At 71.3% G+C, this 26,210-nt stretch carries 25 protein-coding genes; 14 read left to right on the top strand and 11 right to left on the bottom strand.

Annotated features, from left to right (window positions below; translation table 11 throughout):
* Positions 1-7: 7 nt before the first annotated feature.
* Complete coding sequence (locus ACFC1K_RS02500) at positions 8-910, bottom strand: shikimate 5-dehydrogenase (RefSeq protein WP_375870292.1); 903 nt, start codon at positions 908-910, stop codon at positions 8-10.
* Positions 911-1,006: 96 nt separating this feature from the next.
* Here ACFC1K_RS02500 and ACFC1K_RS02505 point away from each other — a divergent pair, with 96 nt between their 5' ends.
* Positions 1,007-1,462 (top strand): GyrI-like domain-containing protein, encoded by a 456-nt coding sequence (locus tag ACFC1K_RS02505; RefSeq protein ID WP_375870293.1) that lies wholly within the window; start codon positions 1,007-1,009, stop codon positions 1,460-1,462.
* Positions 1,463-1,528: 66 nt separating this feature from the next.
* Here the strand turns inward: ACFC1K_RS02505 and ACFC1K_RS02510 are convergent, their stop codons facing one another.
* Both ACFC1K_RS02510 and ACFC1K_RS02515 read right to left on the bottom strand, forming a co-directional pair.
* Entirely contained in the window at positions 1,529-1,708 is a 180-nt protein-coding gene (locus ACFC1K_RS02510) for a CsbD family protein (RefSeq protein ID WP_375870294.1), read from the bottom strand.
* Positions 1,709-1,749: 41 nt separating this feature from the next.
* A complete protein-coding gene (locus ACFC1K_RS02515; RefSeq protein ID WP_375870295.1) occupies positions 1,750-2,661 on the bottom strand; it encodes a hypothetical protein in 912 nt (303 codons plus the stop codon).
* A 162-nt stretch (positions 2,662-2,823) separates the two neighbouring features.
* Here ACFC1K_RS02515 and ACFC1K_RS02520 point away from each other — a divergent pair, with 162 nt between their 5' ends.
* Positions 2,824-3,636, top strand: a complete 813-nt coding sequence (locus ACFC1K_RS02520; RefSeq protein WP_375870296.1) for an alpha/beta fold hydrolase — start codon at positions 2,824-2,826, stop codon at positions 3,634-3,636.
* Positions 3,633-3,941, top strand: a complete 309-nt coding sequence (locus tag ACFC1K_RS02525; protein ID WP_375870297.1) for a SelT/SelW/SelH family protein — start codon at positions 3,633-3,635, stop codon at positions 3,939-3,941. The genes ACFC1K_RS02520 and ACFC1K_RS02525 overlap by 4 nt, the downstream gene beginning before the upstream one ends.
* Before the next feature lie 78 nt (positions 3,942-4,019).
* Here the strand turns inward: ACFC1K_RS02525 and ACFC1K_RS02530 are convergent, their stop codons facing one another.
* Positions 4,020-4,457 carry a hypothetical protein gene (locus ACFC1K_RS02530; RefSeq protein ID WP_056365705.1) on the bottom strand — a complete coding sequence of 146 codons (438 nt, stop codon included), beginning with the start codon at positions 4,455-4,457 and terminating at the stop codon, positions 4,020-4,022.
* Positions 4,458-4,624: 167 nt separating this feature from the next.
* Positions 4,625-5,695, bottom strand: a complete 1,071-nt coding sequence (adhP, locus tag ACFC1K_RS02535; protein WP_375870298.1) for an alcohol dehydrogenase AdhP — start codon at positions 5,693-5,695, stop codon at positions 4,625-4,627.
* A 339-nt stretch (positions 5,696-6,034) separates the two neighbouring features.
* Between adhP and ACFC1K_RS02540 the strand changes: the two genes are divergently transcribed.
* Together ACFC1K_RS02540 and ACFC1K_RS02545 are read left to right on the top strand one after the other, a co-directional pair.
* On the top strand, positions 6,035-9,169 hold the full coding sequence (locus ACFC1K_RS02540) for a M36 family metallopeptidase (RefSeq protein WP_375870299.1): 3,135 nt from the start codon (positions 6,035-6,037) through the stop codon (positions 9,167-9,169).
* Between the two features lie 117 nt (positions 9,170-9,286).
* A complete protein-coding gene (locus ACFC1K_RS02545; protein WP_375870300.1) occupies positions 9,287-9,592 on the top strand; it encodes a hypothetical protein in 306 nt (101 codons plus the stop codon).
* Positions 9,593-9,659: 67 nt separating this feature from the next.
* On the opposite strand, the gene ACFC1K_RS02550 is transcribed toward ACFC1K_RS02545, so the two are convergent.
* Both ACFC1K_RS02550 and ACFC1K_RS02555 read right to left on the bottom strand, forming a co-directional pair.
* Positions 9,660-10,904 (bottom strand): M20 family metallopeptidase, encoded by a 1,245-nt coding sequence (locus tag ACFC1K_RS02550; RefSeq protein WP_375870301.1) that lies wholly within the window; start codon positions 10,902-10,904, stop codon positions 9,660-9,662.
* Positions 10,901-12,370, bottom strand: a complete 1,470-nt coding sequence (locus ACFC1K_RS02555; RefSeq protein WP_375870302.1) for an MFS transporter — start codon at positions 12,368-12,370, stop codon at positions 10,901-10,903. Before ACFC1K_RS02555 ends, ACFC1K_RS02550 begins: the two co-directional genes overlap by 4 nt.
* 104 nt (positions 12,371-12,474) lie before the next feature.
* On the opposite strand from ACFC1K_RS02555, the gene ACFC1K_RS02560 reads away from it, so the two are divergent.
* The gene (locus ACFC1K_RS02560; RefSeq protein ID WP_375870303.1) at positions 12,475-13,476 is read left to right on the top strand and encodes an Lrp/AsnC family transcriptional regulator; all 1,002 of its coding nucleotides are present in this window, start codon (positions 12,475-12,477) and stop codon (positions 13,474-13,476) included.
* 2 nt (positions 13,477-13,478) lie between these two features.
* On the opposite strand, the gene ACFC1K_RS02565 is transcribed toward ACFC1K_RS02560, so the two are convergent.
* A complete protein-coding gene (locus tag ACFC1K_RS02565; protein ID WP_375870304.1) occupies positions 13,479-13,913 on the bottom strand; it encodes an Lrp/AsnC family transcriptional regulator in 435 nt (144 codons plus the stop codon).
* Between the two features lie 124 nt (positions 13,914-14,037).
* On the opposite strand from ACFC1K_RS02565, the gene ACFC1K_RS02570 reads away from it, so the two are divergent.
* From ACFC1K_RS02570 to ACFC1K_RS02580, 3 genes are all read left to right on the top strand, one after another.
* Positions 14,038-15,414 carry a pyridoxal phosphate-dependent decarboxylase family protein gene (locus ACFC1K_RS02570; RefSeq protein WP_375870305.1) on the top strand — a complete coding sequence of 459 codons (1,377 nt, stop codon included), beginning with the start codon at positions 14,038-14,040 and terminating at the stop codon, positions 15,412-15,414.
* A gap of 96 nt (positions 15,415-15,510) precedes the next feature.
* Complete coding sequence (locus ACFC1K_RS02575) at positions 15,511-16,224, top strand: acyl-CoA synthetase (RefSeq protein WP_375870306.1); 714 nt, start codon at positions 15,511-15,513, stop codon at positions 16,222-16,224.
* An 11-nt stretch (positions 16,225-16,235) separates the two neighbouring features.
* Positions 16,236-16,580: an amino acid transporter gene (locus tag ACFC1K_RS02580; RefSeq protein ID WP_375870307.1), complete on the top strand. Its 345-nt coding sequence runs from the start codon at positions 16,236-16,238 to the stop codon at positions 16,578-16,580.
* A gap of 91 nt (positions 16,581-16,671) precedes the next feature.
* Here the strand turns inward: ACFC1K_RS02580 and purB are convergent, their stop codons facing one another.
* Positions 16,672-18,054, bottom strand: a complete 1,383-nt coding sequence (gene purB / locus ACFC1K_RS02585; protein WP_375870308.1) for an adenylosuccinate lyase — start codon at positions 18,052-18,054, stop codon at positions 16,672-16,674.
* Between the two features lie 47 nt (positions 18,055-18,101).
* Positions 18,102-18,605, bottom strand: coding sequence for a low molecular weight protein-tyrosine-phosphatase (locus ACFC1K_RS02590; RefSeq protein ID WP_375870309.1), 504 nt, complete (start codon positions 18,603-18,605; stop codon positions 18,102-18,104).
* 162 nt (positions 18,606-18,767) lie between these two features.
* Between ACFC1K_RS02590 and ACFC1K_RS02595 the strand changes: the two genes are divergently transcribed.
* From ACFC1K_RS02595 to ACFC1K_RS02605, 3 genes are all read left to right on the top strand, one after another.
* Positions 18,768-21,386 carry an ExeM/NucH family extracellular endonuclease gene (locus tag ACFC1K_RS02595; RefSeq protein WP_375870310.1) on the top strand — a complete coding sequence of 873 codons (2,619 nt, stop codon included), beginning with the start codon at positions 18,768-18,770 and terminating at the stop codon, positions 21,384-21,386.
* A gap of 139 nt (positions 21,387-21,525) precedes the next feature.
* On the top strand, positions 21,526-21,828 hold the full coding sequence (locus ACFC1K_RS02600; protein ID WP_375870311.1) for a hypothetical protein: 303 nt from the start codon (positions 21,526-21,528) through the stop codon (positions 21,826-21,828).
* Positions 21,825-23,330, top strand: a complete 1,506-nt coding sequence (locus tag ACFC1K_RS02605) for a hypothetical protein (RefSeq protein ID WP_375870312.1) — start codon at positions 21,825-21,827, stop codon at positions 23,328-23,330. Before ACFC1K_RS02600 ends, ACFC1K_RS02605 begins: the two co-directional genes overlap by 4 nt.
* Position 23,331: 1 nt before the next feature.
* Here ACFC1K_RS02605 and ACFC1K_RS02610 read toward each other — a convergent pair whose 3' ends face one another.
* Positions 23,332-23,721, bottom strand: a complete 390-nt coding sequence (locus tag ACFC1K_RS02610) for a phage holin family protein (RefSeq protein ID WP_045301844.1) — start codon at positions 23,719-23,721, stop codon at positions 23,332-23,334.
* Between the two features lie 110 nt (positions 23,722-23,831).
* On the opposite strand from ACFC1K_RS02610, the gene ACFC1K_RS02615 reads away from it, so the two are divergent.
* Together ACFC1K_RS02615 and ACFC1K_RS02620 are read left to right on the top strand one after the other, a co-directional pair.
* Complete coding sequence (locus tag ACFC1K_RS02615) at positions 23,832-24,920, top strand: histidinol-phosphate transaminase (RefSeq protein ID WP_375870313.1); 1,089 nt, start codon at positions 23,832-23,834, stop codon at positions 24,918-24,920.
* Positions 24,921-25,075: 155 nt separating this feature from the next.
* Complete coding sequence (locus ACFC1K_RS02620) at positions 25,076-26,206, top strand: thiamine pyrophosphate-dependent dehydrogenase E1 component subunit alpha (RefSeq protein WP_375870314.1); 1,131 nt, start codon at positions 25,076-25,078, stop codon at positions 26,204-26,206.
* The last annotated feature ends 4 nt before the right edge of the window (positions 26,207-26,210 follow it).

Consider the following 26,210-nt stretch of genomic DNA (forward strand, 5'->3'; position numbering starts at 1 on the left):
GCCGGTCTCATCGAGCCGAGGCGTTTCCGCCGAGACCGAGGGCGACGTCCTCGGTCTCGGCGGGAATCCCCTGGCTCGCGGTCGAGGGCGGGTCGACCTCCCGCCGCGAGAACTCCGATGCGCGCTGGATCTGGTCGAGCGTCGGCGCGACGCCGGTGTAGCGCTCGAACTGCCGGGCCGCCTGCAGTGCGATCACCTCGGCACCCGTGATGACCGAGATGCCGCCGCTCCGCGCTGCCTGGATCAGCGGGGTCTCTGCGGGGTAGGCGACGACATCGAACACGGTCTGCGCCGCGTCGACGTGCTCCTGTGAGAACGACAGGACGTCGGCGTCGGCACCGGCCATGCCGAGCGGGGTGACGTTCACCAGCACCGCGTGCCCGGGCGCCGGGTCGGTCGTGGTGCTTCGGTAGCCGTACTTCGCGGCGATCTGCTCCCCGGCCTCGGCGTTGCGTGCGACCACGGTGACGTCGTCGAAGCCCGCGCCGCGGAACGCCGCGACGACCGCCTTGCCCATGCCGCCCGACCCGCGCACCAGCACGGGGAGCGCGGGGTCGACGGCGTGGCGTTCGAGCAATTCGGCAACCGCCTCGTAGTCGGTGTTCGAGGCGACCAGGCGCCCGCCCTCGTTGACGATGGTGTTCACGGACTCGATCGCCGCGGCGGAGGGCTCGATCTCGTCGACGAGCGGGATCACGGCCTCCTTGAACGGCATCGACACCGAGCACCCGCGGATGCCGAGCGCCCGCACCCCGCCGATCGCGGCCTCGATGTCGTTCGTCGTGAACGCCTTGTAGATGAAGTTCAGCCCGAGCTCGTCGTAGAGGAAGTTGTGGAACCTCGTGCCGATGTTGGACGGGCGTGCGGCAAGGGAGATGCAGAGGACCATGTCCTTGTTCAGAATGGGCACGGTGCCATTGTGCCCCGCCCCCGATGTCCGACCCCAGGGCGACGATGCAGGAGGCCAGACGCACGCGCCGCCCCGACCCTCGAAGGAGAGCACAGGATGACCGCCATCGAATATCGCCGGCTCGAGCCCGTCACCGTCTATGCGGCATCGGGCGTCGCACCGGGCAGCGAAGGCGTGCCCGCCGTGGTCGACCGCATCCTGCCCCCGCTGCACGACGCCCTCGAGGCTGCCGGCGTCGAGTACCGCGAGCCCGGAACGTTCTGGTACGAGCCGCTCGACGGCGGCGACCTGCGCGTGTGGGTCTCGTGGATCGCGGGCGACGAGCCGGTGGAGGGCGACGGCTGGCAGGTCGTGGAGCTGCCCGCCGCGGAGCGCGCCGCCGTCACGACTTACCGGGGCGAGATGAGCGGCATCGGCGACGCCTGGGGCGCGTTCATGCAGGCGGTCGCGGCAGACGGCGGCGAGTTCGACGGTCCGTGCCGTGAGGTGTACCTGCAGGCCGACGGTCCGCAGTCCACGTGGGTGACCGAGCTGCAGCAGCCCGTCGCCTGACACCCGGAGCGCACGCACGACGATGCCCCGGGTCCGCCGGGAGCCCGGGGCATCGTCGCCGGCAGATCACCGGTCGTCGGTGAACGCGTCCTTGATGTCGTCGCCGGCCTTCTTCATCTTGGCGCTGACCTGGTCGGCCACGCCCTCGGCCTGCAGCTTCTCGTTGTCGGTCGCGTCGCCGACCTTCTCCTTCACCTTGCCCTTCAGGTCTTCGGCATTGTGCTTGATGTCGTCATCCATACCCATGGGTGGATCCCCTTTCTTCGTGGTCTTTCGTACGGCGAGGCTCAGTAGCGGACCCGGTCGACGCGGTCCACGCCGTCGAGGCCCACGCGGTCGACACGGCGGTGGAAGCTCATGCCCGCCATGCCGCCCAGGACCGCGGCGACGAGCGTGATCACCGCGGCGCCGATGGCGGTCAGGATGCCGGTGAGAGTGGCCGTGTCGGCGGTCACCGGGATGCGCGGGAAGATGTCGACGTTCCCGAGGATGTCCCACTGGCTGCCGGCGATCAGCGTGATCACGGCGACGACGATCGCGATGAGGATCGCCCACAGCCAGACCGCGAAGCCCTGCTTGGCGCCGCTGAACCGCGCCATGCGGCCGGCGACGTAGCCCCCGGCGAAGTAGGCGATGAACAGCACGAAGGCGATGGCGATCGCGCCGATGATGGTCGCCCCGCCGATGTTGCTGGTCGCGGCCTCGGCGGCGTCGTCAACCGCCTGGGGCGAGGTGAGACCCGTGGCAGCGCCGATCCCGGCGACGACGGCGGTCAGCGCGACGAGCGCGCCCAGTGCCGTGAGCCAGCCGAAGAAGGCGCTTCCGAACTTGATCCCGCCGAAGCGCTCGCGCTCGCGTCCGACGACGACGTCGCGCAGCGACGCCTCGCGGGTGTCGGTGACGCTGTCGATGTCACGGGCGCGACGCGCCTCCTGGGCGTCCGGCACGCCGTCACGGTCGCGATCGCGCGCCACGTCGCCGTCGCGGTAGATTCGCTCGGTGTCGTCGGGGAGGCCGTTGCGGTCCGCGTCACGGGCTCGGGTGCCGTCGATGTCGCGGGTGGTGTCCGTGCGGGGATCCGTGTCGAGAGGACGCGTGCCGTCGGCATCGGGGTCGCGGGTGAGGTCGCGATCGCGACCCAGGTCCCCGTCGGTCCTCCGCGCGTCCGTCGTGCGGTAGTCGCGGTTGTCGGTGCTCATGACGTGAACGTAGGGGAGCACGCTCTGACACTCAGCCCGGTTGATATCCGGCGCGGTGCGAGGTAGCCTGTCACGCCTTTCCGCCCGGGCGGAAAGGACTGGGGACCCTTCTGCGTCGCCCTGCTGCGGGTGAGCGCGCGGGCGCGGGAGCAGAATGGCGATATGGATGCCGTCGCCTCGATCCCGCGCACCGAGATGCCGCCGCCGAGCTACATCATGTCTGCCGAGGGGTACCAGCTCGCGACATACGCCTGGGGTGAGCCCGACGCCGACCCCGTGCTGTGCGTGCACGGGTTCGCGTCGAGCTGCCGCGACAACTGGGTCGAGACCGGATGGGTGCGCATGCTCACCGGCGCCGGGTATCGCGTCATCGGCGTCGATCAGCGCGGCCACGGCGCGAGCGACAAGCCCGATGATCCGGTCGCCTACTCGATGAGCGCGTTCGTCGGCGACCTGATCGCCGTGCTCGACACGTATCTCGTCGACGACGTCCGCTACGTCGGCTACTCGCTCGGAGCCCGTGTCGGCTGGCAGCTCGCGGTCGACGCTCCGGAGCACGTGAGCCGTGCCGTGCTGGGCGGCATCCCGGACGGGCGTCCGCTCGGGCGGCTGCGCATCGAGCAGGCCCGGGCGTATGCCGAGGAGGGCATACCCGTCGAGGATCCAGTCACCCAGAACTACGTGAAGCTCGCCGAGCGTGTACCCGACAACGATCTGCGCGCCCTGATCGCGCTCGCCGAGGGCATGCGGTTCGGCGACGCCGACCCCGACCCCGAGCGGCCCCCGCGCCAGCCGGTGCTGTTCGCGACGGGCACGGAGGATGCGATCCTGGAGCGCTCGCGGACGCTCGCCGCGACGGCGCCGAACGGCCGTTTCATCGAGATCCCGGGGCGGCACCACTTCAACGCCCCGGGCTCGCGGGCGTTCCGCGATGCGGCCGCGGAGTTCCTGGCGGCGGACGGGACGGGCGCATGACCCACCGCATCCGTGTCGTCTACTGCACCCAGTGCGCGTGGATGCTCCGCGCGGCATGGGTCGCGCAGGAGCTCCTCACCACCTTCCAGGACGAGCTCATGGGCGGCGGCGCGACGCTCGAGCCGGGCACCGGCGGGATCTTCGAGGTCTACGCCGACGATGAGCTCGTCTGGTCCCGCAAGGCCGACGGCGGTTTCCCTGACATCGTCGTCCTCAAGCGCCGGGTACGCGATCGCATCGCTCCGGGACGGGTGCTCGGCCACGCCGATCGCGCCGCCGCGCCGCCAGCCGCCCCCGACCGCTGACCTCGCGCACGACCGCGGGGCGCAGCATCCGTGCCGATGATGGATGCTGCGCCCCGCGGTACGTCGGGCGCGCCGGGTTCAGGCCACGGCGGCCGCGACGAGCTCGGTGATCTTCTTCTCGACCGCGGGCGTCCAGGCGAGCACCGCGAACCCCGTCGACCAGAAGTCGCCGTCGTCGAGGTGGGCGTTCTCGTCGAACTGGATGGTCGCGTAGCGGGTCTTGAACTTCGAGGCCGGCTGCGTGAAGACGACGACCTTGCCGGCCGCGTTCGCGTAGGCGGGGAACCCGTAGTACGTCTTGGGCACGAGGTCGGGAGCGACCTCGCCGACCACCTTGTGCAGGCCCTCGGCGATGTCGCGGTCGGTGCCGTCGAGCTTCTCGATCGCCTCGCGGACCTGCTTGGTGCCCGCCTCGCGGCTCTTGCCCGCCTTGGCCTGGTCGCGCAGCTCCTTCGCGCGGTTCTTGACCGCCTCGCGCTCCTCCTGCGACAGTCCGTCGGATGCCGTCTTCGCCATGATGCTCCTCCTCACGCTCGTGGGCGCCTTCGCGTCCCGTGATCCTCACGCTACCGAGGCGCTCCGGAGGGTGCTTCTCCATTCCTGCTTGATCGTGATGGCCCCGGCGCGACGCAGGGGCGAGGCATCCGCCCCGCCCCTGCGCCTCCCGCGTCACCCCGACGCTGTCAGTCGAACTGCATCACGATGCGGCCGTCGATCCTGCCGTGCTCCATGCGCTCGAAGATGTCGTTGATGTCGTCGATCGACTCCACCGCGACGGTCGGGTGGATCTCGCCCCGCGCATAGAAGTCCAGCGCCTCGATCATGTCCTGGCGCGTGCCGACGATGGATCCGCGGATCGTGATCGCGCGGAGCACGATGTCGAAGATGTCCGCGGGGAAATCCCCCGGAGGAAGGCCGTTGAAGACGATGGTCGCGCCGCGGCGCGCGACACCCAGCGCCTGACCGAAGGCCTTCGGGTGCACGGCGGTGACGAGCACGCCGTGCGCGCCGCCGGTGCGCTCCTGGACGACCGCGGCCGGGTCCTGCGTGAGCGCGTTGACGGAGAGTTCGGCGCCGTGCCGGCGGGCGAGCTCGAGCTTGGCGTCGTCGATGTCGACGGCGGCGACCCGCAGACCCATGGCGCGCGCGTACTGGACCGCGATGTGGCCGAGTCCGCCGATGCCCGAGATCACGACCCACTCGCCCGGGCGGGCCTCGGTCATCTTGAGCCCCTTGTAGACGGTGACGCCGGCGCACAGGATCGGCGCGACCTCGACGGGATCGGCACCGTCGGGGATGCGGGCGGCGAAGCGCTCGTCGACGAGCATGTACTCGCCGAAGCTGCCGTCGACGGAGTACCCGCCGTTCTGCTGGTCGGGGCACAGCGTCTCCCACCCGGTGCGGCAGAACTCGCAGACGCCGCAGGCGCTCCAGAGCCACGCGTTGCCGACGAGGTCGCCGACAGCGAGCGACGTGACGCCGTCGCCGAGGGCGACGACGCGGCCGTACCCCTCGTGCCCCGGGATGAGGTCGGGCTTCGGGGCGACCGGCCAGTCGCCGCGGGCGGCGTGGAGGTCGGTGTGGCACACGCCGGTGGTCAGCACCTTGACGAGCGCCTGGCCGGGGCCGGGCGTGGGGATGGGCACGTCGCGCACTTCGAGAGGCCGGTCCGGCGCGGTGACCACGGCTGCGCGCATCGTGCCGGTGGGGGTCGCGGTGCCGTGTGCTGCGTGCGAGTCGGTCAGGATCGTCATCGATATCACTTCCCTGGGGCGGGCGTTCGCCGCCCTCTGATCCGACGGTAGGCGCGCGTACGTTGCACGACGTTGCGGTCCACGGGGCCGCACGGCGATGGTGCAGCTTCGCGAGGTGTCTTGTGGGGAACCAGGAGCAGGACTAACGTGACGGGCGCTACGGACCGGCTTCGGCACCGTTCGGGGGTGCGCCGGCCCGCCGGGGGGCGAATCGCCATGTCTGTGCGACCGCGGGTTTTCTCTGTGGGGATCGGGGCTCTTCTGGTCGGGGGCCTGTTCGCGTCGGGGCTCTCTCCGGCCGCGGCGGCACCCGTCGACGACACCGGGCAACCGCCGTCCGTGACGATCGATCCGGCGAACGGCCGCGTCGTGGCCGACCCGTCGGCCGCGGCGCTCACGGCACCCAGCGACGCGTCGCCGGGCGATGTCGCCCTCGGCTACGTGCGGGCGCACGCCGCCGATTTCGGACTCGCCGGGGACGCAGCATCCGGGATCTACGTCCACAAGGAGCTCGCCCTCTCGAACGGGTCGACGGCCGTCCATCTGGGCCAGCGCATCGACGGGCTGCGCGTGCGCGACGCGGTGATGACGTTCGTCATCGCCGCTGACGGCCGGGTGCTGTCGGTCGCGGGATTCCTGGCGCCCGGTGACGGCACCGGCACGCGCGCCGCACTCACGGCGCAGGCGGCGATCGACGTCGCCGCCGACGCGCAGGACGCCGATGCGACCCGGCCGCTGCGCGAGGCTGCGACGAGGTCGCCCGCGCCCCAGGAGTACCCGAACGTGTACGCCGAGGGCCTGACCGACCCGGCACCCGTGACGTCGGAGCTGGTCTGGTACCCGGGCGAGGACGGCACGTCGCTGCGGCTCGCGTGGCTCACCGACATCGAGTCGTCGGGGCAGGCGTGGTTCGAGACGGTCGTCGATGCGAACACCGGCGAGGTCATCGATCAGCGCAGCCGCTACGCGCACGCCGCACCCGAGGGCGACGTGTTCCGCGAGGAGCACCCCGAGGCGGCGGGCGCGACGCGCCAGACCACCTCGTTCTCGGGCATCAACGGCACGTGGGTCGACGACCGCACCACGAACGGCAACAACGTCAACGCGTACCTCGACCGCAACGACGACGACGCGAACAACGAGTACCAGCCGCAGACGCCGGCGAGCGGCGACCCCGGCTACCAGCAGTTCCTCTACGCGTGGACGGATGCCTGGCGCACCACCGCCGACGTCGATTCGCTGGTCGCGCTCGACGCCGACCGCGACGCGATCATCACGCAGCTCTTCTACTACACGAACGTCATGCACGACTGGCTCTACGGCCACGGATTCGACGAGGCGAGCGGCAACTTCCAGGTCGACAACTTCGGCAACGGCGGCTCGGGCGGCGACCCGGTGCTGGCCGAGGCGCAGGACGGCTGGGACTTCGGCTGCATCGACGACCAGAACACTCCGGCCCCCGGTGACGACGTGCCCGTGCGCTGCCTGAACAACGCGAACTTCGGCACTCCGGCCGAGGGCACCAGCCCGCGCATGCAGATGTACATGTGGGCGCCGGGCCGCCCGTTCCGCGACGGCGACATGGACGGCGACGTCATCGCGCACGAGTACGGGCACGGCGTCTCGAGCCGCCTGGTCGGCGGCGGGGCGCTCGGCTACAACGACTTCGACCAGCGCGGTGCGCTCGGCGAGGGCTGGAGCGACGTGATCTCGTTCCTGAAGTGGGACGACGCCGTCGTCGGCGAGTACGTCACGGGCGACGCGGTCAACGGCATCCGCTCGGTCGGCTACGACATCTCGACGCGCACGTACCAGTCGTACAACACGACGTCGAACAGCGGCCACGGCAACGGTGAGATCTGGGCGGCGACGATCTACGACATCCGCGAGCTCTTCCCGGGCGGCGCCGAGGCGCTCGCCACGCTCGTCCTCGACGGCATGAAGGCGACGCCCGCGAGCCCGAACTACATCGATGCGCGCAACGCCCTGCTCACCGCCGACGGCGGCGCGAACACGTGCCTCATCTGGTCGGCGTTCGCCGGCCGCGGGCTCGGCACGGCGTCCACCACCGGTCTCGACACCGTGCCGACGGCGAGCTCCGCCGTGCCGGCCGAGTGCGAGCCGACGGCCGACGCCGGCGGGCCGTACGTGACGCCGGAGGGCACGGACGCCGTGCTCGACGGCACCGGCTCGGCCGCGGGCAGCGACCCGAGCGCCGGGGCGATCGCCTCGTACGCGTGGGACCTCGACAACGACGGCGCGTACGACGACGCGACCGGCGCGACGCCGTCGTTCACCGCGGTCGGCCAGGACGGGGTCTACCCGATCGGGCTGCAGGTCACCGACGCGTTCGGCCGCACGTCGACCGCGACGAGCACGGTCACCGTCACCAACGTGGCGCCGACGGTGTCGATCGACGCCATCACGCCGATCGACGAGTTCGGCACGGTGACCGTCTCGGGCACCGTCACCGACCCCGGCTGGCTCGACGACCTGTCGGCCACGATCTCGTACGACGACGGGGCGGCTGCGGTCGCGCTCCCGGGCGTCGAGGAGAACACGCGACCCGACGCCACGCTGACCTTCTCGGTGCAGCACCAGTACGGCGATGACGGGGCGTACACGGTCGAAGTGTGCGCGGCTGACGACGACACCACCGGCAACTGCGACACCGCGGTGGCCGCCGTGGCGAACGTCGATCCCACCGCGACGATCGACTCGTCGGGCGAGGAGGTCTACGACGGCACGAGCGCGTTCGTCGTCGAGGCGGGCGAGGAGCTCACGGTGCCGGCCGGGTCGACCGACCCCGGCAGCGACGACCTCACCCTGACGTGGGACTGGGGGGACGGGGCGACCGACAGCGAGACGTCGCTGGTGAACCCGCCGGCGTCCGACCCGGTGAAGTCGCCCAGCGTGCAGCCGCGCGACATCACCCTCGAGGCGAGTCACGCCTACACCGACGCGTGCCTGTACGAACTCGGCGTGACCGCCGAGGACGACGACGGCGGTGTCTCGGCGACCGACACGGCGGCCGTCATCATCACCGGGAACGCCACGGTGTCGAAGGGTCACGGCTGGTGGCTCAACCAGTACCGCGTCAAGAAGTCGAACGACTTCACGCCCGCGGAGCTGCAGTGCTACCTCGACATCGTGGGCTACTTCAGCCTGGTCTTCGACGAGGGGAAGGATGCCTCGACCCGGGCCGCCGCGACGCTCGTGCTGAACAACCCGGCGAAGGCGCCCGCCGACGTCATCTTCGATCAGCACGCGCTCGGGGCGTGGCTCAACTTCGCGAACGGCTCGGTGAGCCTCGACACCCCCGTGGACACCGACCGCAACGGCAGCCTCGACAGCACGTTCGGAGCCGTCATGCTGGCGGCCGAGACCGTCCGCATGAACCCGGCGTCGACCTCGGCGCAGATCAAGGCGCAGAAGGACGTCGTCGAGCGGATCGCGACGCAGAGCGGTCCCTGACCCGCAGGGGATGAGAGGTGGGCGGCGGTGAGGCGGTGGCTACCAGCTCTCCTCCTCGTGGCGGCGATGCTCACGGGGTGCGCGAGCGGCGCGCCGCCTACAGGAACCACCACCGCGGTGCCTGAGCCGACGCCTTCGCAGCCGTCGGCGACGGCTGCCGCCCCGGTGCCCCGGTTCATCGGCCCTACGGAGGACGGCCGCACGTTCGCCATGACGGTCGGGCAGACGACGACACTGCGGCTCACCGATCCGCAATCGCCTGAACCGGAGGTCGAAGGCGCCGCCGTGCTCCTCATCCCCGTCGCGAACGTGGCCGACGGCGGGGCGCGGGAGTGGGAGGTGCGCGCGGTCGAGCCGGGCGACGCGGCCATCAGGTCTGTGGGCGAGGCGCCCTGGACGATCGCGTTCACCGTCACCGAGTGACCGCGGGCGCCTCCGAGACCGCGGGTCGCGGCATCCGGATCCGAGAAGCGGATGCCGCGACGCGGTGTCAGCCCAGATCGTCCTCAGGCTCCGGCGCGTACGGCGCCCGGGTGCGCTGAGCGTCGATCAGCCGGGCGCGAACGACGGTGTCGGACGCCGCGCGCGCCGCGGCCAGCGCGAGTGCGAGCGCGCCGTCGACCGCAGCGATGTCGCCCGCCGACGAGACGGCCGCTTCCGCGAAGCTCTGGTGGTGGGGGACCGCCTCCACCCCGCGCAGCGCGATCATCGGATGGATGGACGGCAGGTACTGCGACACGTTGCCCATGTCGGTCGAGCCGCCGCCCATTCCCGCCGGCGCGGGGAGCAGGTCGTAGCCCATGCCCGTCATGGCCTCGTCGAAGAACCTCGAGATGTCGGCATCCGGGTCCAGCGGCGCGTACGGCTTCTCGGGCCGATCGATCTCGACCCGGCATCCGCTCGCGAGCGCGGCGCCCGCGAGCACGTCACGCACCCGCTTGCGGGCGTCGCGCCACTCGTCGGCGGTGTTGCCACGGATCTCGACCTCGAGCACACCGCGCTCCGGGATGACGTTGGTCGCTCCGCCCGCCTCGACGACGAACGAGCCGACGACGACGGTGCGGCGGAGCTGCTGGCGCAGCAGCCCGAGCCCCACCTGCGCGAGAGTGACCGCGTCGCCGGCGTTGACACCCTCGTGCGGCATGGCGGCGGCGTGCGCGGCGCGGCCGTGGAACGTCGCGATGATGCGCTCGTACGCCTGCGTGACGAAACCGCTGCTCGCGATCTGGGCGAACGGCCCGCCGTGCACCATGAGCGAGAAGGCAGCGTCGTCCCACGCGCCCGCCTCGAGCATGAGGATCTTTCCGCCGCCGAGCTCCTCGGCGGGAGTTCCGAGGAATTTCACGCGCAGCCCCAGTCGATCGGCGACAGCCGCGAGGCCGAGCGCCGCGCCGACCCCTGCGGCGGCGATCACGTTGTGGCCGCACGCGTGCCCGACGCCGGGGAGGGCGTCGTACTCGCCGACGAAGGCGACCGTCATCTCGCCGGATCCGGAGGTCGCCTCGACGGCGGTGTCGAGACCGTAGACGCCCGTCGTCACGGCGAAGCCGGCATCGTGCAGCGTGGCGGCGACGCGGGCGGCCGCACGGTGCTCCTGGAACGCGAGCTCGGGGTCGTGCCCGATCTCCTGGCTGAGGCGGACGATGCGCTCGCTCGCCCCGTCGACGGCGTTGCGGATCGCTGATTCGACCTCCTGGGGGTCGACGTCGAGCCCGGTGTCGGTGAGGAGGGTCATGAGGCGGCTCCGATCGTTGCGGGGTTGTCGGCGGTGGCGGCCGCTGAGCGGGGCGTGCGGCGTCCGCCGAGCGTGAGGGCGAGCCCGGCGGCGATCACCAGGATCGCGGCGAAGACGATCCAGACGACCTGGAATGCGGCGAACGTCGTCGTCGGCACGCCTTCGGAGGTCGGGTGGGTGAAGGCGGTGATGATCGCCGCCACCAGGGCGCCCGCGAGCGAGCCGCCGAGGGTGCGGCCGGTGTTGTAGAGACCGGACACCGACGCGGATGCCTCCTCCGGCGCCCGGTCGATGACGACGGCCGGCAGTGCCGCGAGCACGACACCGGTGCCCAGTGACGTCACGCCGAACAGCGCGGCGACCACGACGACGTTCGTCGGAGCCGTGATGAGGACGACCATGCCGGCCGCCATCACGACGCATGACGCGGAGATCGTCGCAGGCACGCCGATGCGCCGCACGACGAGGGGCGACAGGAAGGCTCCTGCGCTCGAGCACAGCGCGGTGAGGGCGAACACGATGCCGACGACGGCGACCGTGGCGCCGGTGCCGTAGCCGTCGACGGCCGGGTCGGCGCTCAGATACAGCACGGTGGGCGTCTGCGAGCCGAACATCGTCATGGCCACGAGCACGCCGAGCACGAGCGGCACCCCCAGGCGCGCAGAGCGCAGCACGCGCACGTCGAAGAGCGGGTTCGCGGCACGCGCCTCGACGACGCAGAAGACGATGAGCCCGACGGCGCCGACGGCGAGGCATCCGATCGTGACCGGAGCGCCCCAGCCCTCGCTCGTCCCCGATGACAGGCCGTACATGACGCCGACGAGTGCGATCGCGAAGGTGGTGGCGCCTGCCCAGTCGGTCGCGCGTGTCGAGTCGCCGGGCGTGGACGGCACCGTGAAGCCCACGGCGATCGCGAGGAGAATCAGCGGGACGGCGCCGATGAACTGCGTGACGACGAGACTGCCGACGGCCTCCATCACGAAGCCGGCCGTGAGGGCACCGACGGCGACGCCGAGGGTGAGGGTGCCCACGAGCATGCCGACGACGCGGTTCGCCGACGCGGGCCGGTGGTGCTTCAGCAGCGCCATCTCCAGCGGAAGGAAAGCGGCCACAGGCCCCTGCACGACCGCGCCCAGGATGAGGAGGGGGAAGGTCGGAGCGAGCGCGATCAGTGCGGAGCCGGCCGCGGTGAGGGCCGCCGCGACGACGAGCAGCCGCCGTGCGCCGAAGCGGTCGGCGAGCATCGTCATGAACGGCACCGACACCGCCGACGACAGCAGACCGACGGTGAGGATCCAGCTGAGGGCGCCGTCGGGAACGGCGTAGTGCGTGCCGATCTCGCCGAGCAGCGGCGTGATCCAGCCCTGGATGAGGCCGCCGAACAGCTCCAGTGCGATGAGCGTGGGGATGAACAGGATGGCGGGTCCGCGCGACACGCGCGTCCCCGCCGAAGTGGGCGTCGTCATCGGCGTCCTCCTTCTGGTCGGGTGTCATGGGGAACGCATGAATCGTGGTTCGAAGTGAGGATGCCTGGTGCACTTGCAGAAGATCCGCGCATGATGGAGCCGTGATGCAGGAAATTCCCCTTGACGACCTCGATCTGCAGATCATCCATGCCCTCCAGCTCGAGCCGCGCGTCGCCTGGACGGCCCTCGCGCCGATCCTGGGTACGGACGCCGTGACGCTCTCACGCCGCTGGGAGCGCATCTCCGGGGCGGGTACTGCGTGGCTCTCAGCGGTGCGCGGATCGGGGGAGATGGTGGCGGCGGCGCTGGTCGAGTTCTCGTGCGAACCGGGCAGGGTGCTCGATGTCGCGCATGAGGCGGCGCAGCTCCCCGAGATCTACTCCATCGATGTGACCGCCGGCGGGCGCGACCTGATCGCCACCGTGGTCTCCCGCACCGACGGTGCGCTGGCAGACCTGCTGCTCGGCCGGCTCGGTCGCGTTCCCGGCGTGCGGTCGGTGCGCACCGACATCGTCACCGATGTCGTCCGGCTTGGGTCCGATTGGACGGTGCAGGCGCTGACGCCGGCCCAGCAGGATCGCATTCCGGCGCCGCGTCCCCCGCGCGCGGGCGCGGCGAAGTCGGTGACCGCCGACCTCGCGGGCGCCCTCCGGCGTGCGCTCGAGCCGAACGCCCGCCTCCCGTTCCGCGAGCTCGGCGAGCAGGTGGGCGTCAGCGCGCAGCGGGCGTCCGATGCCGTCGCGCTCCTCCGCCGCAGCGGTCGGCTGGTGCTGCGCACCGATGTCGCCGCGCCGTTCTCGAGCTGGCCGATCGCCGCGTGGTACTTCCTGCAGGTGCCGTCGGCCGAGTTGGGGGCGGCACGCCGCGAACTCGCGACCATGCCCGCCGTGCAGTACGCGGCGATCGCGACCGGGGCCAGCAACATGATCGTCGCCGCCGGCGCCCGCAGAAAGGACGAGGTGGTGCGCACCGAGATGGAGTTCGCCCGCCGCATCCCCGGCGTCCGCGTCCAGGACCGATCCATGGTGCTGCGCGTGCACAAGCATCTCGGCCGCCTGCTGGAGCCTTCGGGTCGAGCCTCGGGCGCGGTCGTCCCCCTCCCCTGACGTCAGGCGGCGGCCGAGCTCAGCAGGATGCTCGTCTCGCTGTCCCGCACGCCGGCGGTGCTGCGGATCGCGGCGAGGGCGCCGTCGAGGTCGCCGAGGCTCTCGCAGCTGAGCTCGGCCACGAGATCCCAGCGGCCGTTGGTCGTGTGGAGCGCCGCAATCTGAGGGATGCCACGCAGCTGACGGATCGCGTCGCGCGCATCGTGGCCCTCGACGGCGACCATCGTGATCGCGCGCACCGCGGAGTCGCTCGCGACATCGTGGAGCCGCACCGAGAAGCCGGCGATGACACCCGAGTCGACGAGGCGCTCGATGCGCTTGTTCACGGTCGTGCGGGTGACGCCGAGCCGCTCCGCGAGCCGTACCACCGACTCCCGCCCATTCGCCCGCAGGAGCGAGATCAGGCGTCGGTCGAGATCATCCAGCGGAGCCACCATGCACAGAATGTAACCCGATGGTGAGCAAAGTAGCCAACCAGTCTCCGAAATGACGCGAGATGCTGATTGAAAAGCGCAGTGCCGCGCGCATAGCCTGGCCACGCCACCTCTGGAAGGACTCGCCGTGACCGCGCCTGAAGACATGCACCGCATCTCGCCCGACACCCGCCACACCGTCGAGGACGTGCTCGAGTACGCGCGGCGCCGGGCTCTGTACGAGGACGTGCCGCTCGACAAGCCGATGAGCCCGCGCGACCTGGAGCGCCTGGCGTCCGGGTCGATCACCCCCGAGGGCATCGGCTCGCGGCGCGCGATCTCCCTCTTCGAGAACGTCCTCGCGCCGGCGTGCGTGTCGACCGACCACCCCGGGTACCTCTCGTTCATCCCCTCGGCGCCGAGCAAGGCCTCGCTCGCGTTCGACGTCGTGGTCTCGGCATCCGCCATCTACGGAGGCTCGTGGGTCGAGGGCGCCGGCGCGGTGTTCGCCGAGAACGAGGTGCTGCACTGGCTCGCGAAGGAGTTCGGCCTGCCGGCAGGCGCAGGCGGGGTCTTCGTGCAGGGCGGCACGATCGGCAACCTCTCGGCTCTCGTGACGGCTCGGGATGCTGCGCGCCGCCGTGCGGCGGACGAGGGACGCGCGACCCCGCCCCGGTGGGTCGTCGTGTGCAGCGCCGAGGCCCACTCGTCGATCGCGTCGGCCGCGGCCGTCATGGACGTCGACGTCGCGACGGCCGAGGTGGATGCGAACGGGCGCCTGCACGGTGACGCCGTCGCCCGCGTGCTCGACGAGCACGGCGACGCGGTGTTCGCGGTGGTCGCCACCGGCGGCACGACCAACTTCGGCATCGTCGACGACATCGCGAGCGTCGGGGCCCTCGCGCGCGAGCGCGGCATCTGGTTCCACGTCGACGGCGCGTACGGCCTCGCGGCGATGCTCGTCGAGAGCATGCGGCCGGTCTTCGCGGGTGTCGAGCTCGCGGACTCGGTCATCGTCGACCCGCACAAGTGGCTGTTCGCGCCCTTCGACGCGTGCGCGCTGATCTACCGGGAGCCCGCCCTCGCGCTGGCGGCCCACACCCAGAAGGCCGAGTACCTCGACACCCTCACCGGCAAGCCGGACTGGAACCCGTCCGACCTCGCCGTGCAGCTCACCCGCCGGGCACGGGGCCTGCCGATGTGGTTCTCGCTCGCGACCCACGGCACCGACCAGTACCGCGCCACGATCGAGTACGGCATCGACCTCGCGCGCCGCATCGCGGACGAGATCGCGTCGCGCGAGGGCCTCTCGCTCGTGCGCGACCCGCAGCTGTCGGTCGTGGTGTTCCGTCGCGAGGGCTGGACGCTCGCCGACTACGAGGCGTGGTCGAGCCGGCTGCTCGAGGAGCAGCACGCGTTCGTCGTGCCGAGCTCCCACGCCGGCGAGCCCGTGCTGCGGTTCGCGATCATCTCGCCGCTCACGACGTTCGAGCTGCTGACGGGGATCCTCGACACCCTGGATTGAGGCCGCCGACGGTGCCCGGAAGCTCCCAGCCTCCGCGCACGTAGACTGGAGGCATCCGTTCTCGTCCCTGAGAACCCGCCGCTCCGCAGGATCACCGTGACCTCAGCCGATTCCCGCACGTTCGCCGTGCGCCACGTGCAGCTCGCACGCGCCGCGTTCGCGGCGCTCGCGGCACTCATGATCACGTTCTCGCCCGACCACTCCGCCCTGGTCGGCAGCTCGGTGTTCAGCGGCTTCGCGATCGCGACCGGCCTCGTGCTGCTGCTCGCGGTGTGGCTGGTCTACCCGAAGGGACTCCGCTGGCCGTCGGCCGCGCTCGGCGGCGTCGCCATCGTCGCGGGCATGGCGAGCGGCCTCCTCCCGCTCCGCACCGTCACCGGCTACTTCGTCATCGTGATCGCGTGGGCGCTCATCAGCGGCGTCATCGAGCTCATCGCGGGCTGGCGCGGCCTCCGCGGCCGTCGCGAGCGGCGCGAGATCGCGCCCGGCGTCGCCGATGCGCGGCCCGCCGCGCTCGTCGGTCCGCGCTCGGAGAGCCGCGACGCGGCGGTCGTCGGCGCCCTGACGATCCTCCTCGGCATCGCGCTGCTGTTCGTGCAGCCCGCGTACGCGCTGGACTACACGATCGAAGAGGCCCACGCGACGTTCACCCTCACCGGCATCACGATCGGCGTCGGCCTGTTCGGCGGCTACGCCGCGATCGTCGCCGTGTACCTCGGCATCGCCGGCTTCTCGCCGCGCCCGGTCGAGGCCGCCGACAACCCTGACTTCACGGCGGAGGCGTCCGCGTCCGCCGATCCCACCCCGTAGAAGGACTCCGCGTGAGCCACGAAAGCCCCACCCGCCGCGACCTCATGAAGCCCCTGCAGCTGCTCGGGCTGGCGTTCGCGGCCGCCCTGTTCGCGGGAATCGTGACGCTCGTGTCGATGGGCTTCTTCCAGCAGCGCGCCGCCGGCGAGGCGGAGCGCGCTGTCGTCACGGCGCTCGTCATCGCCGGCATCAGCTTCATCGCGGTGCTGCTGATCGTGTCGCTGCTCCTCCTGGCGGTCGATCCCGCCCAGGTGACGAAGCAGATCGACAAGCCGGTGCTCTTCGACGAGAAGTCCGACGAGCCGGAGCAGGGTGAGAAGCCGGATGCCGCAGCATCCGGCGACCCGAAGGCCTGAACCCGCGGCACCCCGCGCCGAGAATCGCGAAAGGGGAGATCTCCGCGTGCGGAGATCTCCCCTTTCGCATTCCGGGAGCGCCGGAACCCGGTCAGCCGAGCTCGTCGACCAGCTGCGAGGCGAGGCCGTCGTAGGTCGCGGGCGTGAGGGCGAGCAGGCGCTCCTTGGCCTCGTCGCCGATGTCGAGTCCGCGCACGAACTCCGCGAGCTCGGGGGCGCCCACGCGGCGGCCGCGGGTGAGGTCCTTGAGGAGCGCGTACGGGTCGCTGATCCGCGAGCGCCCGGCGGCGATCTCGGCGCGCACCACCGTCTGGATGGCCTCGGCGAGCACTTCCCAGTTCTGGTCGAGGTCGGCCAGCAGCACGTCCTCGGCGAGCGAGATCTCCTTCAGGCCGCGCTGCAGGTTGTCCAGCGCGAGCAGCGAGTGCCCGAACGCGACGCCGATGTTGCGCTGCGTCGTCGAGTCGGTGAGGTCGCGCTGCAGGCGGCTCGTGACGAGCGTCTGCGAGAGCGTCGCGAGCAGGCCGCCCGAGATCTCGAGGTTCGCCTCGGCGTTCTCGAACCGGATCGGGTTGATCTTGTGCGGCATCGTCGACGAGCCGGTGGCGCCGGCCACCGGGATCTGCGTGAAGTAGCCGATCGAGATGTAGGTCCAGATGTCGGTCGCGAGGTTGTGCAGGATGCCGCCGACGTGACGGGCGCGGTCGTACAGCTCGACCTGCCAGTCGTGCGACTCGATCTGGGTCGTGAGGATGTTGAAGTCGAGGCCCAGACCCTCGATGAATGCGCGGGAGACTTCGGGCCAGTCCACGTCCGGCGCGGCCGACAGGTGCGCCGACCACGTGCCGGTGGCGCCCGAGAACTTCGCGAGGTACTCGCCGCCCTCGATCTGGTCGGCGACGCGGGCGAGGCGCCACGCGAACACGCCGAGCTCCTTGCCCATGGTCGAGGGCGTCGCCGGCTGGCCGTGCGTGCGCGAGAGCATCGCGGCGTCGCGGTGGTCCACGGCGAGCTCGCTGAGCGCGGCGATGACGGCGCGCAGCTTCGGCAGCCACACGCGCTGCACGGCGCGCTGCACGGTGAGGGCGTACGACGTGGAGTTGATGTCCTCGCTGGTGCACGCGAAGTGCGTGAGCTCGGCGATGGCGTCGAGACCGAGCGTCGAGAGGCGGTCGCGCACCAGGTACTCGACGGCCTTGACGTCGTGCCGGGTCACCGACTCCTTCTCGGCGAGCCAGTCGATCTCGGCCTGCCCGAACTCGAGGTAGAGCGCCCGCAGGCGCTCCTTGTCGGCGTCGGCGAGCGGCGACGTGCCGAACAGCGAGCGATCCGTGAGGGCGATGAGCCACTCCACCTCGACCTCGACGCGGGCGCGGTTCAGGCCCGCCTCCGAGAGGTACTCGCCGAGTTCGCTCACGGCGGGGCGGTAGCGCCCGTCGAGGGGACTGAGCGGCTGAGGAGGCAGAGAAGTCATGGGGGCTCCCGTCGGTATCGCCGAAGACGACCGTCGATCCGGTGTCTTCACACCGGGCGGATGGCGGGTTCGAGTTGCCGGAAGAGCGCCCGGCTCGCGCTCTCGATCATACCGAGCACCTCGTCGAACATTCCGGGGCCCGCGTAGTACGGGTCGGGGACGTCGAGGGTGTGGGCCGAGGGGTCGAATGCCAGCAGCAGGGCGATCTTGTCGGCGTCGCCCTCGGTGCGGGCCCAGCCGCGCAGGATCCGCTCGTGGCTGCGATCGAGTGCCACCACAAGGTCGCTCCGCGCGAAGTCCGAGTGCGTGAACTGCCGCGCGCGGTGGTGCGAACCGTCGTAGCCGGCGCGCTCCAGCGCCTCGATCGTGCGGAGGTCGGCCTGCTCGCCGACGTGCCAGTCGCCGGTGCCGGCGCTCGTCGAGGCGACGCGCGAACCGAGGCCGGAGGCATCCGCGAATCCCCGGAACACCACCTCCGCCATCGGCGAGCGGCAGATGTTCCCCGTGCACACGAACACGACGCGGAAGGGCGTCGCGTCGGTCGCGGTCATGGGTTCCATTCTGGACCGAGCGGACACCGAACGTTAAGGAGTTCTCCTCTCAGGGTCTTTCGATGACGGATGCTGCTCCCCTAGCTTGTGACGAATGGGCGGCGACCAGGCTGTCCTTTCCCACGCGCGGTCCACAGACCGCCGTCATCCTGTGGAGGTCTCGTGTCCCCAGCACCCCGTCCTATCGCCGCTGCGATCGCAGCCGCGGCGCTCGCAGCCGGAGGCGTCGTGGCATTCGCCGCGCCCGCGGCCGCAGCATCCGGTGATCTGTTCATCAGCGAGTACGTCGAAGGCTCGTCGAACAACAAGGCCATCGAGGTCTACAACCCCGGCACGACGGCGGTCGACCTCGCCGCCGCCGGATACAAGGTGCAGCAGTACTCCAACGGCAGCGCCACCGTCAGCCTGACGATCAACCTCACCGGCACCGTCGCCGGCGGGGATGTCTTCGTGTTCTCCCACGCGCTCGCCAACGCGGCCATCCTGGCTCAGGCCGACCAGTCGGCGAACCTCGGGCTCTTCAACGGCAATGACGCCGTCGCCCTGGTCAAGGGCACCGAGATCGTCGACGTCATCGGTCAGATCGGTGTCGACCCCGGTTCCCAGTGGGGCACCGGGCTCGCGTCGACGATGGACAACACGCTGCGCCGCAACGCGAACATCGTGCAGGGCGACACGAACGGCTCGGACCCGTTCGATCCCGCCGTCGAATGGACCGGCTTCGCCAACGACACGTTCGACGGCCTCGGCTGGCACCTGACTCCGCCCGACCCCGATCCCGGGCCCGTGGCAGACTGCGCAGCGACCCCCGTGACGATCGGCTCCGTCCAGGGCTCCGGCGCGGCGTCCCCGATCCAGGGACAGGACGTGCTGATCGAGGGCGTCGTCGTCGGCGACTTCCAGACCGGCGGATTCGACGGGTACTACGTGCAGGACGCGGGTGACGGCAACGCCGCGACCTCGGACGGCATCTTCGTCTACGCGCCAGGCGGCGCGCCGGTGGACGTGGGCGACAGCGTCAGCGTCGCGGGCGAGGTCGCGGAGTTCTTCGGCCTCACGCAGGTCGTCGCCGCCGACGTCGAGGTGTGCGCGACCGACCAGGCGCTGCCGACGGCGACGCCGCTCACCCTCCCGGCGACGAACGCGCAGCGTGAGGCGCTCGAGGGCATGTACGTGACGCTTCCGCAGAACCTCGCGATCGGCGAGACGTTCGAGTACGGCCGCTTCGGCACGATCACCCTCACCAACGGCCGCCTCGACACGCCGACCGCGGTCGTCGAGCCGGGGGCTGCGGCCAACGCGCTCGCCGCCGCCAACCTCGAGAACAGCATCACGCTGGACGACGGCCGCGGCAGCCAGAACCCCGACCCGGCCATCCACCCGGATGGCGCGGTCTTCACGCTCGACCACTCGTTCCGCAGCGGCGACCTCGTCCAGAACGCCACCGGCGTCCTGGACTACCGCTTCGACACGTGGGGCGTTCAGCCGACCGAGGGTGCCGACTTCACCGTCGCCAACGCGCGGACCGGCGTACCCGACGTGGGCGGCGACCTGAAGATCTCGAGCTTCAACGTGCTGAACTACTTCACCTCGATCGATCCGACGCCGACCAACTCGAACGACGACGACTACTACCGAGGTGCGGACACGGCCGAGGAGTTCCAGCGCCAGCAGGACAAGATCGTCGCTGCGCTCGCCGCGATCGACGCCGACGTGTTCGGCCTCCTCGAGATCGAGAACAACGGCACCGCCGTCCAGGCGCTGGCCGACGCGCTGAACGCGAAGGTGGGTGCGGGCACCTACGTGCCGGTGACCACCGGCGTGATCGGCACGGACGCCATCACCACGGCGGTCATCTACAAGCCGTCGACGGTGACCCCGGTCGGGGCGTACCAGCTGATGACGAGCGCCGTCGACCCGACCTGGTCGGACGCGCGGCACCGCCCCGCGGTCACGCAGCGGTTCGCGTCGACCGAGACGGGCGAGGAGTTCGTGGTGTCGGTCAACCACCTGAAGTCGAAGGGCTCGGCGTGCTCCGAGAGCCCCGACCTCGGTGACGGCCAGGGCAACTGCAGCGCGTCGCGCACGGCGGCCGCCACGGCGCTCACGAAGTGGCTCAACGAGACGGTGGCTCCCGACGGTCGCGCGATCGTCATCGGCGACCTGAACTCGTACGACCACGAGGACTCGATCGACGCGTTCGTCGCGGGCGGCTTCACCGACCTGGAGAAGCAGTTCAACGGCGAGCACGCGTACTCGTACGTCTTCGACGGCCAGCTGGGCTACCTCGACTACGCGCTCGCGCAGCCCGCGCTGACCGCGGACGTGTCGGGGGTCTCGTCGTGGCACATCAACTCCGACGAGCCGAGCCTGATCGACTACGACATGTCGTTCAAGCTCCCGGCCCAGGACGCGCTGTACGCGCCGGACGCCTACCGTTCGAGCGACCACGACCCGGTGATCGTCGGGCTCGACCTGACGCCGCCCGACACGACGGATCCGACCATCGAGGTGACGGCGGACCCGGAGCTGATCTGGCCGCCGAACAACAAGATGCGCACCGTGCAGTTCACGATCGACGCGGCCGATGATCGCGGCGACGTGACCGTCGAGCTCACCGACGTGAGCGTCTCGGGCGCGAAGGCGTCGTGGACCCAGGTCGACGACGACACGTTCACCGTCAAGGCCGCGAAGGACGCCGTCTACCGCTTCACCTGGACGGCGACGGATGCTGCGGGCAACACCAGGGCCGACACGGTCGAGGTGGTCGTGGGCAAGTAGCCCTCGATCGCTCCGCCCGGAGGGGCGTCGTTCCGAGAGGAGCGGCGCCCCTCCTCCACATCCGGGGTGGGGCGCCGCGCCGTGAACAGATCGTCACGCGGGCGGCCGCGGGAAGGTCGCTCCCCGCGACGATCGACGGGTGACACTGCTTGAACCGGCCGCCGACGCGGCCTCCCACCAGCTGGCCCAGGTCGCGCGCGAGCTCGCGCGGATCATCGACCGGATCACGGATGCCGCGATCGTCGCCCGTGGGCTCGCCGACGCCGTCGACTGGCAGGCGAAGGCCGCAACCGCGTTCCACGACCGGGCGACGACGTGGGCGGGCGACGTGTCCGGCCTCGCGTGCCTGGCCGAGACGGCCCGCTACGACGTCTCCCGGGCGCAGGACCGCGCCGCGTTCGCGGGCTTCTTCCCCGGCCTCTTTCCGGGGGCGGGGCGATGAGCAGCGACACGAAGCCCGGCCCGAACCTCGTCGATCCGGAGCTGGCGCCGGAGGTGGGGCGCCTCGGCCCGAACGAGGGCGCCATCGGCCTCCTCGCCGAGCACTGGCCGCGCGTCGACGACGGCCTGCAGATCCGCGGCGGGGGCGCCGTCGCCGTCGACACCGCGACGCTCTCTGCGGCGGCGGTCCGCTTCGACACCTCCCGGGAGGAGCTCACAGCGATCGGCCGGCGACTGCGCGTGCTCCGCGCCGAGCTGGGGGCGCACCCCGAGTACACGGCGGATGCGCGGGCCGCAGCATCCGTCCTCGCTGCGAAGCTCGATGCGGTGCAGGTCGAGGCCGACGAGATCGCCGCGGCACTGAGGCAGGCCGGATGGGCGTACGAGATGGTGGAGATCGAGGCGGCGCATCGCGCCGCCGTGCTCGCGGGCGACACCGACCGTGCGCAGCGCCTCGACGCCCGCATGACCGCCCTGGCCGACGCGCACCCCGATGCGTGGCGCATGGCCCTCGGAGCGCAGTTCGAGCGCGCCGTCATGTGGCCGTCGGAGCTCGTCCGCCAGGCGACGCAGTGGGGCGTCGCAGCGGGCGGCGAGGTCAGCGACCCGGGGTCGGTCGTGGTCGGCGGTGCGGCGGGGCTGCTCACGCTGGGCGGGGCAGCGGGCGTGGGGCTCTCGGGTGCCGGCCTACTGTCCCGCGACGCGCGGCTCTCGGGCACGGCGGGGCCGGTCACGGTGACCCCGGTCGCAGCCGGCCCGCCGGCGGGCGCGACCTCGGCCGGCATCGCCGCGTCCCCGCCGTCGCGGTCGCCTGCCTCGGTGGCGCCGCGGAGCCTGGCTGCCGTGACGGAGCGGATGCCGGGGGCCGGTGACTCGCGAGTGCGCGTCGAGCGGTACACGATGCCCGACGGGTCGCGGCAGTACGCCGTGTACCTCGCCGGCATGCAGTCGTTCGACGTCGGAGGCGACGAACCCTGGGACAACGCCTCCAACGTCGAGCTGTACGCGGGGCGGAGGTCGGACTCGTACACGGCCACCCAGGCGGCGCTCGCCCAGGCGGGCGTGCAGCCGGGCGACGCCGTGCACCTCTTCGGGTTCTCGCAGGGGGCGATGATCGCCGGCCACCTGGCGCTGGAGGGCGGCTACGACACGCAGACGCTGGTCTCGATCGGGTCGCCCGTCGACACCGACGTCGGATCGGGAACCCTCAGCGTGACGCTGCGGCACACCGACGACCCGGTCGCAGGGCTGGCCGGCGGTGGACACGCCGAAGCAGTCGGCGCGCCCGGGAGCTTCGTCGCGGAGCGGGTCTTCGATCCCGACGTCGGCACAGACGAGCCCCGGCTCCCCGCGCACCGGCTCACCGCCTACGCCGAGACCGCGGCACTGGTGGATTCCTCGCCCGACCCGCGGGTCGACGCGCTGCGCGGCGTCTTCGCCGAGCTCGCGCGCGCCGAATCGGTCGAGGTGACCGAGTACGCGGCGACTCGCGGTGCGGGGTGAGTCAGTCCTTGCGCGGGCGGATGATGATGCCGACGACCCAGTTGATGAGGGTGATGATGATCGCCGCGACGACGCCCCACCAGAAGTCCTCGACCCGCAGGCCCCAGTTCCAGAAGCTCGTGAACCACGCGGTGAGCCACAGCAGGAACGCGTTGATGAGGAGGCCGATGAGGCCGAGCGTCAGGATGTAGAGCGGGAACGCCAGCACCTTGATGACGGTGCCGATGATCGTGTTCACGAGCGCGAAGATCGCGGCGACGATCAGCAGGGTCAGGATCAGCTGGAGCGTCTCGCCCGGCGGGAACGGGATGACCGAGACCTGGAGCGCCGGGATCAGGGTGACGACCCAGATCGCGAAGGCGTTGATGACCACGCGGATGAGGAAGCCCATAGTCCGCCCAGTCTTCCACGCCCGCGCCCGCCACCGGTAGGAGCCACACCGTGCCCAGCGACGGCTGGGGACAGGAGGCGCATCCGATCCCCCGCTCGTAGACTCGGGGCGTGACCGACGCTCCCGAGATCCCCGTCCGCGTGCGCCCCGAGGTCGCCGCCCTGCCGCCGTACAAGCAGGGCCGGCAGGCCGGCGCGGACGCGTTCAAGCTGTCGAGCAACGAGAACCCGTTCGACCCGCTGCCCGGGGTGCTCGAGCGGGTGCGGAACGCGTCGGCGCTGAACAGATACCCGGATGCGACGGCCGCACGCCTGCGCGAGCGGCTGGCCGAGCGGTTCGGCGTCGGCGCCGACTCCGTCCACATCGGTGCCGGCAGCGTCTCGATCCTCGCCCAGCTCGTGCTGGCGACGTCGGGCCCCGGCGACGAGGTCATCTACGCGTGGCGCTCGTTCGAGGCCTACCCCTGGCTCGCCGTGGTCGCCGGCGCCACCGCCGTGCAGGTGCCGCTCGCGGGCGGCGCCCGCCACGACCTCGACGCCATGGCGGCGGCGATCACCGACCGCACGCGCGCGATCATCGTGTGCAGCCCCAACAACCCCACCGGCCCGATCGTCACGCAGGCCGAGTTCGACGCCTTCGTCGAGAAGGTGCCGTCCGACGTACTCGTCATCCTCGACGAGGCCTACGCCGAGTTCGTCACCGACCCCGAGTCGGTCGACGGGCTGCGGGTGCTCGGCGGGTCGGGTCGCCCCAACGTCGTCGTCCTGCGCACCTTCTCGAAGGCCTACGGTCTCGCCGCGCTCCGCGTCGGGTACGCGATCGGCCATCCTCGCGTGCTGGACGCCGCCCGCAGCACCGCCATCCCGCTGTCGGTGACCGCCCACGGCGAGGAGGCCGCGCTCGCGAGCCTCGACGCCGAAGACGAACTGCTCGAGCGCGTCCGCGTGATCGCCCATCGTCGCGACCGGCTGGCGGCGGGTCTCCGCGAGGCCGGGTGGGACGTCCCCGTCGCGCAGGGCAACTTCGTGTGGCTGCCCACCGGCGACGACACGATGGCGTTCGCGGCGACCTTCGAGGAGGCCGGACTGATCGTGCGGCCGTTCGCCGGCGACGGCATCCGGATCTCGGTCGGCGAGGAGGAATCCGTCGAGCAGGTGCTGCGGATCGCGGCGACGGTCGCCGCCCGCCGCGAGGGATGACTGCCGGTGCGGTTGTCGATCGCGTGCGGTGGTTGTCGGCTGGGCCCACGCGCCCGGAGGCTCCGGGCGACGCGCCAGCGGCGTCTGGCGGGGGCGTGGGGACCATTGTCGAACGCATGCAGAATCGCGCATGCACGGAGAGATAGCGTGAATTCATGATCCCGGTCGACGATCACGCCCTGGTGCGGTTTCTGGAGGCGGACGGAACGTTCGCGCCGAGCCCTGCCGCCGAACCGTATCGGGAGGCCGTCGAGAGTCTCGGCGATGCCGACCTCGAGACGTTCTACCGCGATATGGCCGTCATCCGCGCGTTCGACGTGCAGGCGACGAACCTCCAGCGGCAGGGGCAGCTGGCCCTCTGGCCGCCGAGCTACGGGCAGGAGGCCGCGCAGGTGGGCTCGGCCCGCGCCGCGCGCGCACAGGACCACCTCTTCCCGTCGTACCGCGAGCACGTGGTCACCAAGATCCGCGGCGTCGACCCGATCGACATCATCCGCGTGATGCGCGGGCTGACGCACGGCGGGTGGGACCCGACCGACCCGAAGAACGGCAACACGCACATCTACACGCTCGTGCTCGGCTCGCAGACGCTGCACGCCACGGGCTTCGGGATGGGTCTCGTCTTCGACGGCCGCTGCGGCACCGGCGACCTCGACCGCGACGAGGCCGTCATCGTCTACTACGGCGACGGCGCCTCCAGCCAGGGCGACGTGCACGAGGCGATGGTCTTCGCGAACAGCTACCGCACGCCCGAGGTGTTCTTCCTGCAGAACAACCAGTGGGCGATCTCGGTGCCCGTCGCGACGCAGTCGCGCTCGCCGCTGTACAAGCGCGGCGAGGGCTACGGCATGCCCAGCACGCTGATCGACGGCAACGACGTGCTCGCGAGCTGGGCCGTGACGCGCACCGCACTCGACGAGGCGCGCGCCGGCGGCGGACCGCAGGCGATCGAGGCCATGACCTACCGCCTCGGCGCGCACACCACGAGCGACGACCCCACCAAGTACCGCACCTCCGACGAGGAGGAGTCGTGGCGCCGCCGCGACCCGATCGCGCGGATGAAGGCGTTCCTCATCGGGCGCGGCGCCTCGGAGGCGTTCTTCGCCGACGTCGAGGCCGAGTCTCAGGCGCTCGCCGACGACGTCCGCACCCGCACCAACGCTCTGGGCGGCCTCGAGCGCGACGACATGTTCGCGCACGTGTACTCCGAGCAGCACCCGCTGATCGACGAGCAGCGGCAGTGGCTCGCCGACTACGAGGCATCCTTCGAAGGAGGCGCATCGTGAGCAC

This window comes from Microbacterium sp. NPDC056057, assembly GCF_042266945.1.
Lineage (GTDB): Bacteria > Actinomycetota > Actinomycetes > Actinomycetales > Microbacteriaceae > Microbacterium > Microbacterium trichothecenolyticum_C.

Bases quoted from the DNA above. Each gene is read 5' to 3' on its own strand.
- adhP (WP_375870298.1), bottom strand. From the start codon at position 5,695: ATGACGATCCTGACCGACTCGCACGCAGCACACGGCACCGCGACCCCC.
- ACFC1K_RS02530 (WP_056365705.1), bottom strand. From the start codon at position 4,457: ATGGCGAAGACGGCATCCGACGGACTGTCGCAGGAGGAGCGCGAGGCG.
- ACFC1K_RS02550 (WP_375870301.1), bottom strand. From the start codon at position 10,904: ATGACCCTCCTCACCGACACCGGGCTCGACGTCGACCCCCAGGAGGTC.
- ACFC1K_RS02525 (WP_375870297.1), top strand. From the start codon at position 3,633: ATGACCCACCGCATCCGTGTCGTCTACTGCACCCAGTGCGCGTGGATG.
- ACFC1K_RS02620 (WP_375870314.1), top strand. From the start codon at position 25,076: ATGATCCCGGTCGACGATCACGCCCTGGTGCGGTTTCTGGAGGCGGAC.
- ACFC1K_RS02510 (WP_375870294.1), bottom strand. From the start codon at position 1,708: ATGGGTATGGATGACGACATCAAGCACAATGCCGAAGACCTGAAGGGC.
- ACFC1K_RS02610 (WP_045301844.1), bottom strand. From the start codon at position 23,721: ATGGGCTTCCTCATCCGCGTGGTCATCAACGCCTTCGCGATCTGGGTC.
- ACFC1K_RS02520 (WP_375870296.1), top strand. From the start codon at position 2,824: ATGGATGCCGTCGCCTCGATCCCGCGCACCGAGATGCCGCCGCCGAGC.
- ACFC1K_RS02515 (WP_375870295.1), bottom strand. From the start codon at position 2,661: ATGAGCACCGACAACCGCGACTACCGCACGACGGACGCGCGGAGGACC.
- ACFC1K_RS02590 (WP_375870309.1), bottom strand. From the start codon at position 18,605: ATGACCGCGACCGACGCGACGCCCTTCCGCGTCGTGTTCGTGTGCACG.
- ACFC1K_RS02605 (WP_375870312.1), top strand. From the start codon at position 21,825: ATGAGCAGCGACACGAAGCCCGGCCCGAACCTCGTCGATCCGGAGCTG.
- purB (WP_375870308.1), bottom strand. From the start codon at position 18,054: ATGACTTCTCTGCCTCCTCAGCCGCTCAGTCCCCTCGACGGGCGCTAC.
- ACFC1K_RS02565 (WP_375870304.1), bottom strand. From the start codon at position 13,913: ATGGTGGCTCCGCTGGATGATCTCGACCGACGCCTGATCTCGCTCCTG.
- ACFC1K_RS02555 (WP_375870302.1), bottom strand. From the start codon at position 12,370: ATGACGACGCCCACTTCGGCGGGGACGCGCGTGTCGCGCGGACCCGCC.
- ACFC1K_RS02560 (WP_375870303.1), top strand. From the start codon at position 12,475: ATGCAGGAAATTCCCCTTGACGACCTCGATCTGCAGATCATCCATGCC.
- ACFC1K_RS02505 (WP_375870293.1), top strand. From the start codon at position 1,007: ATGACCGCCATCGAATATCGCCGGCTCGAGCCCGTCACCGTCTATGCG.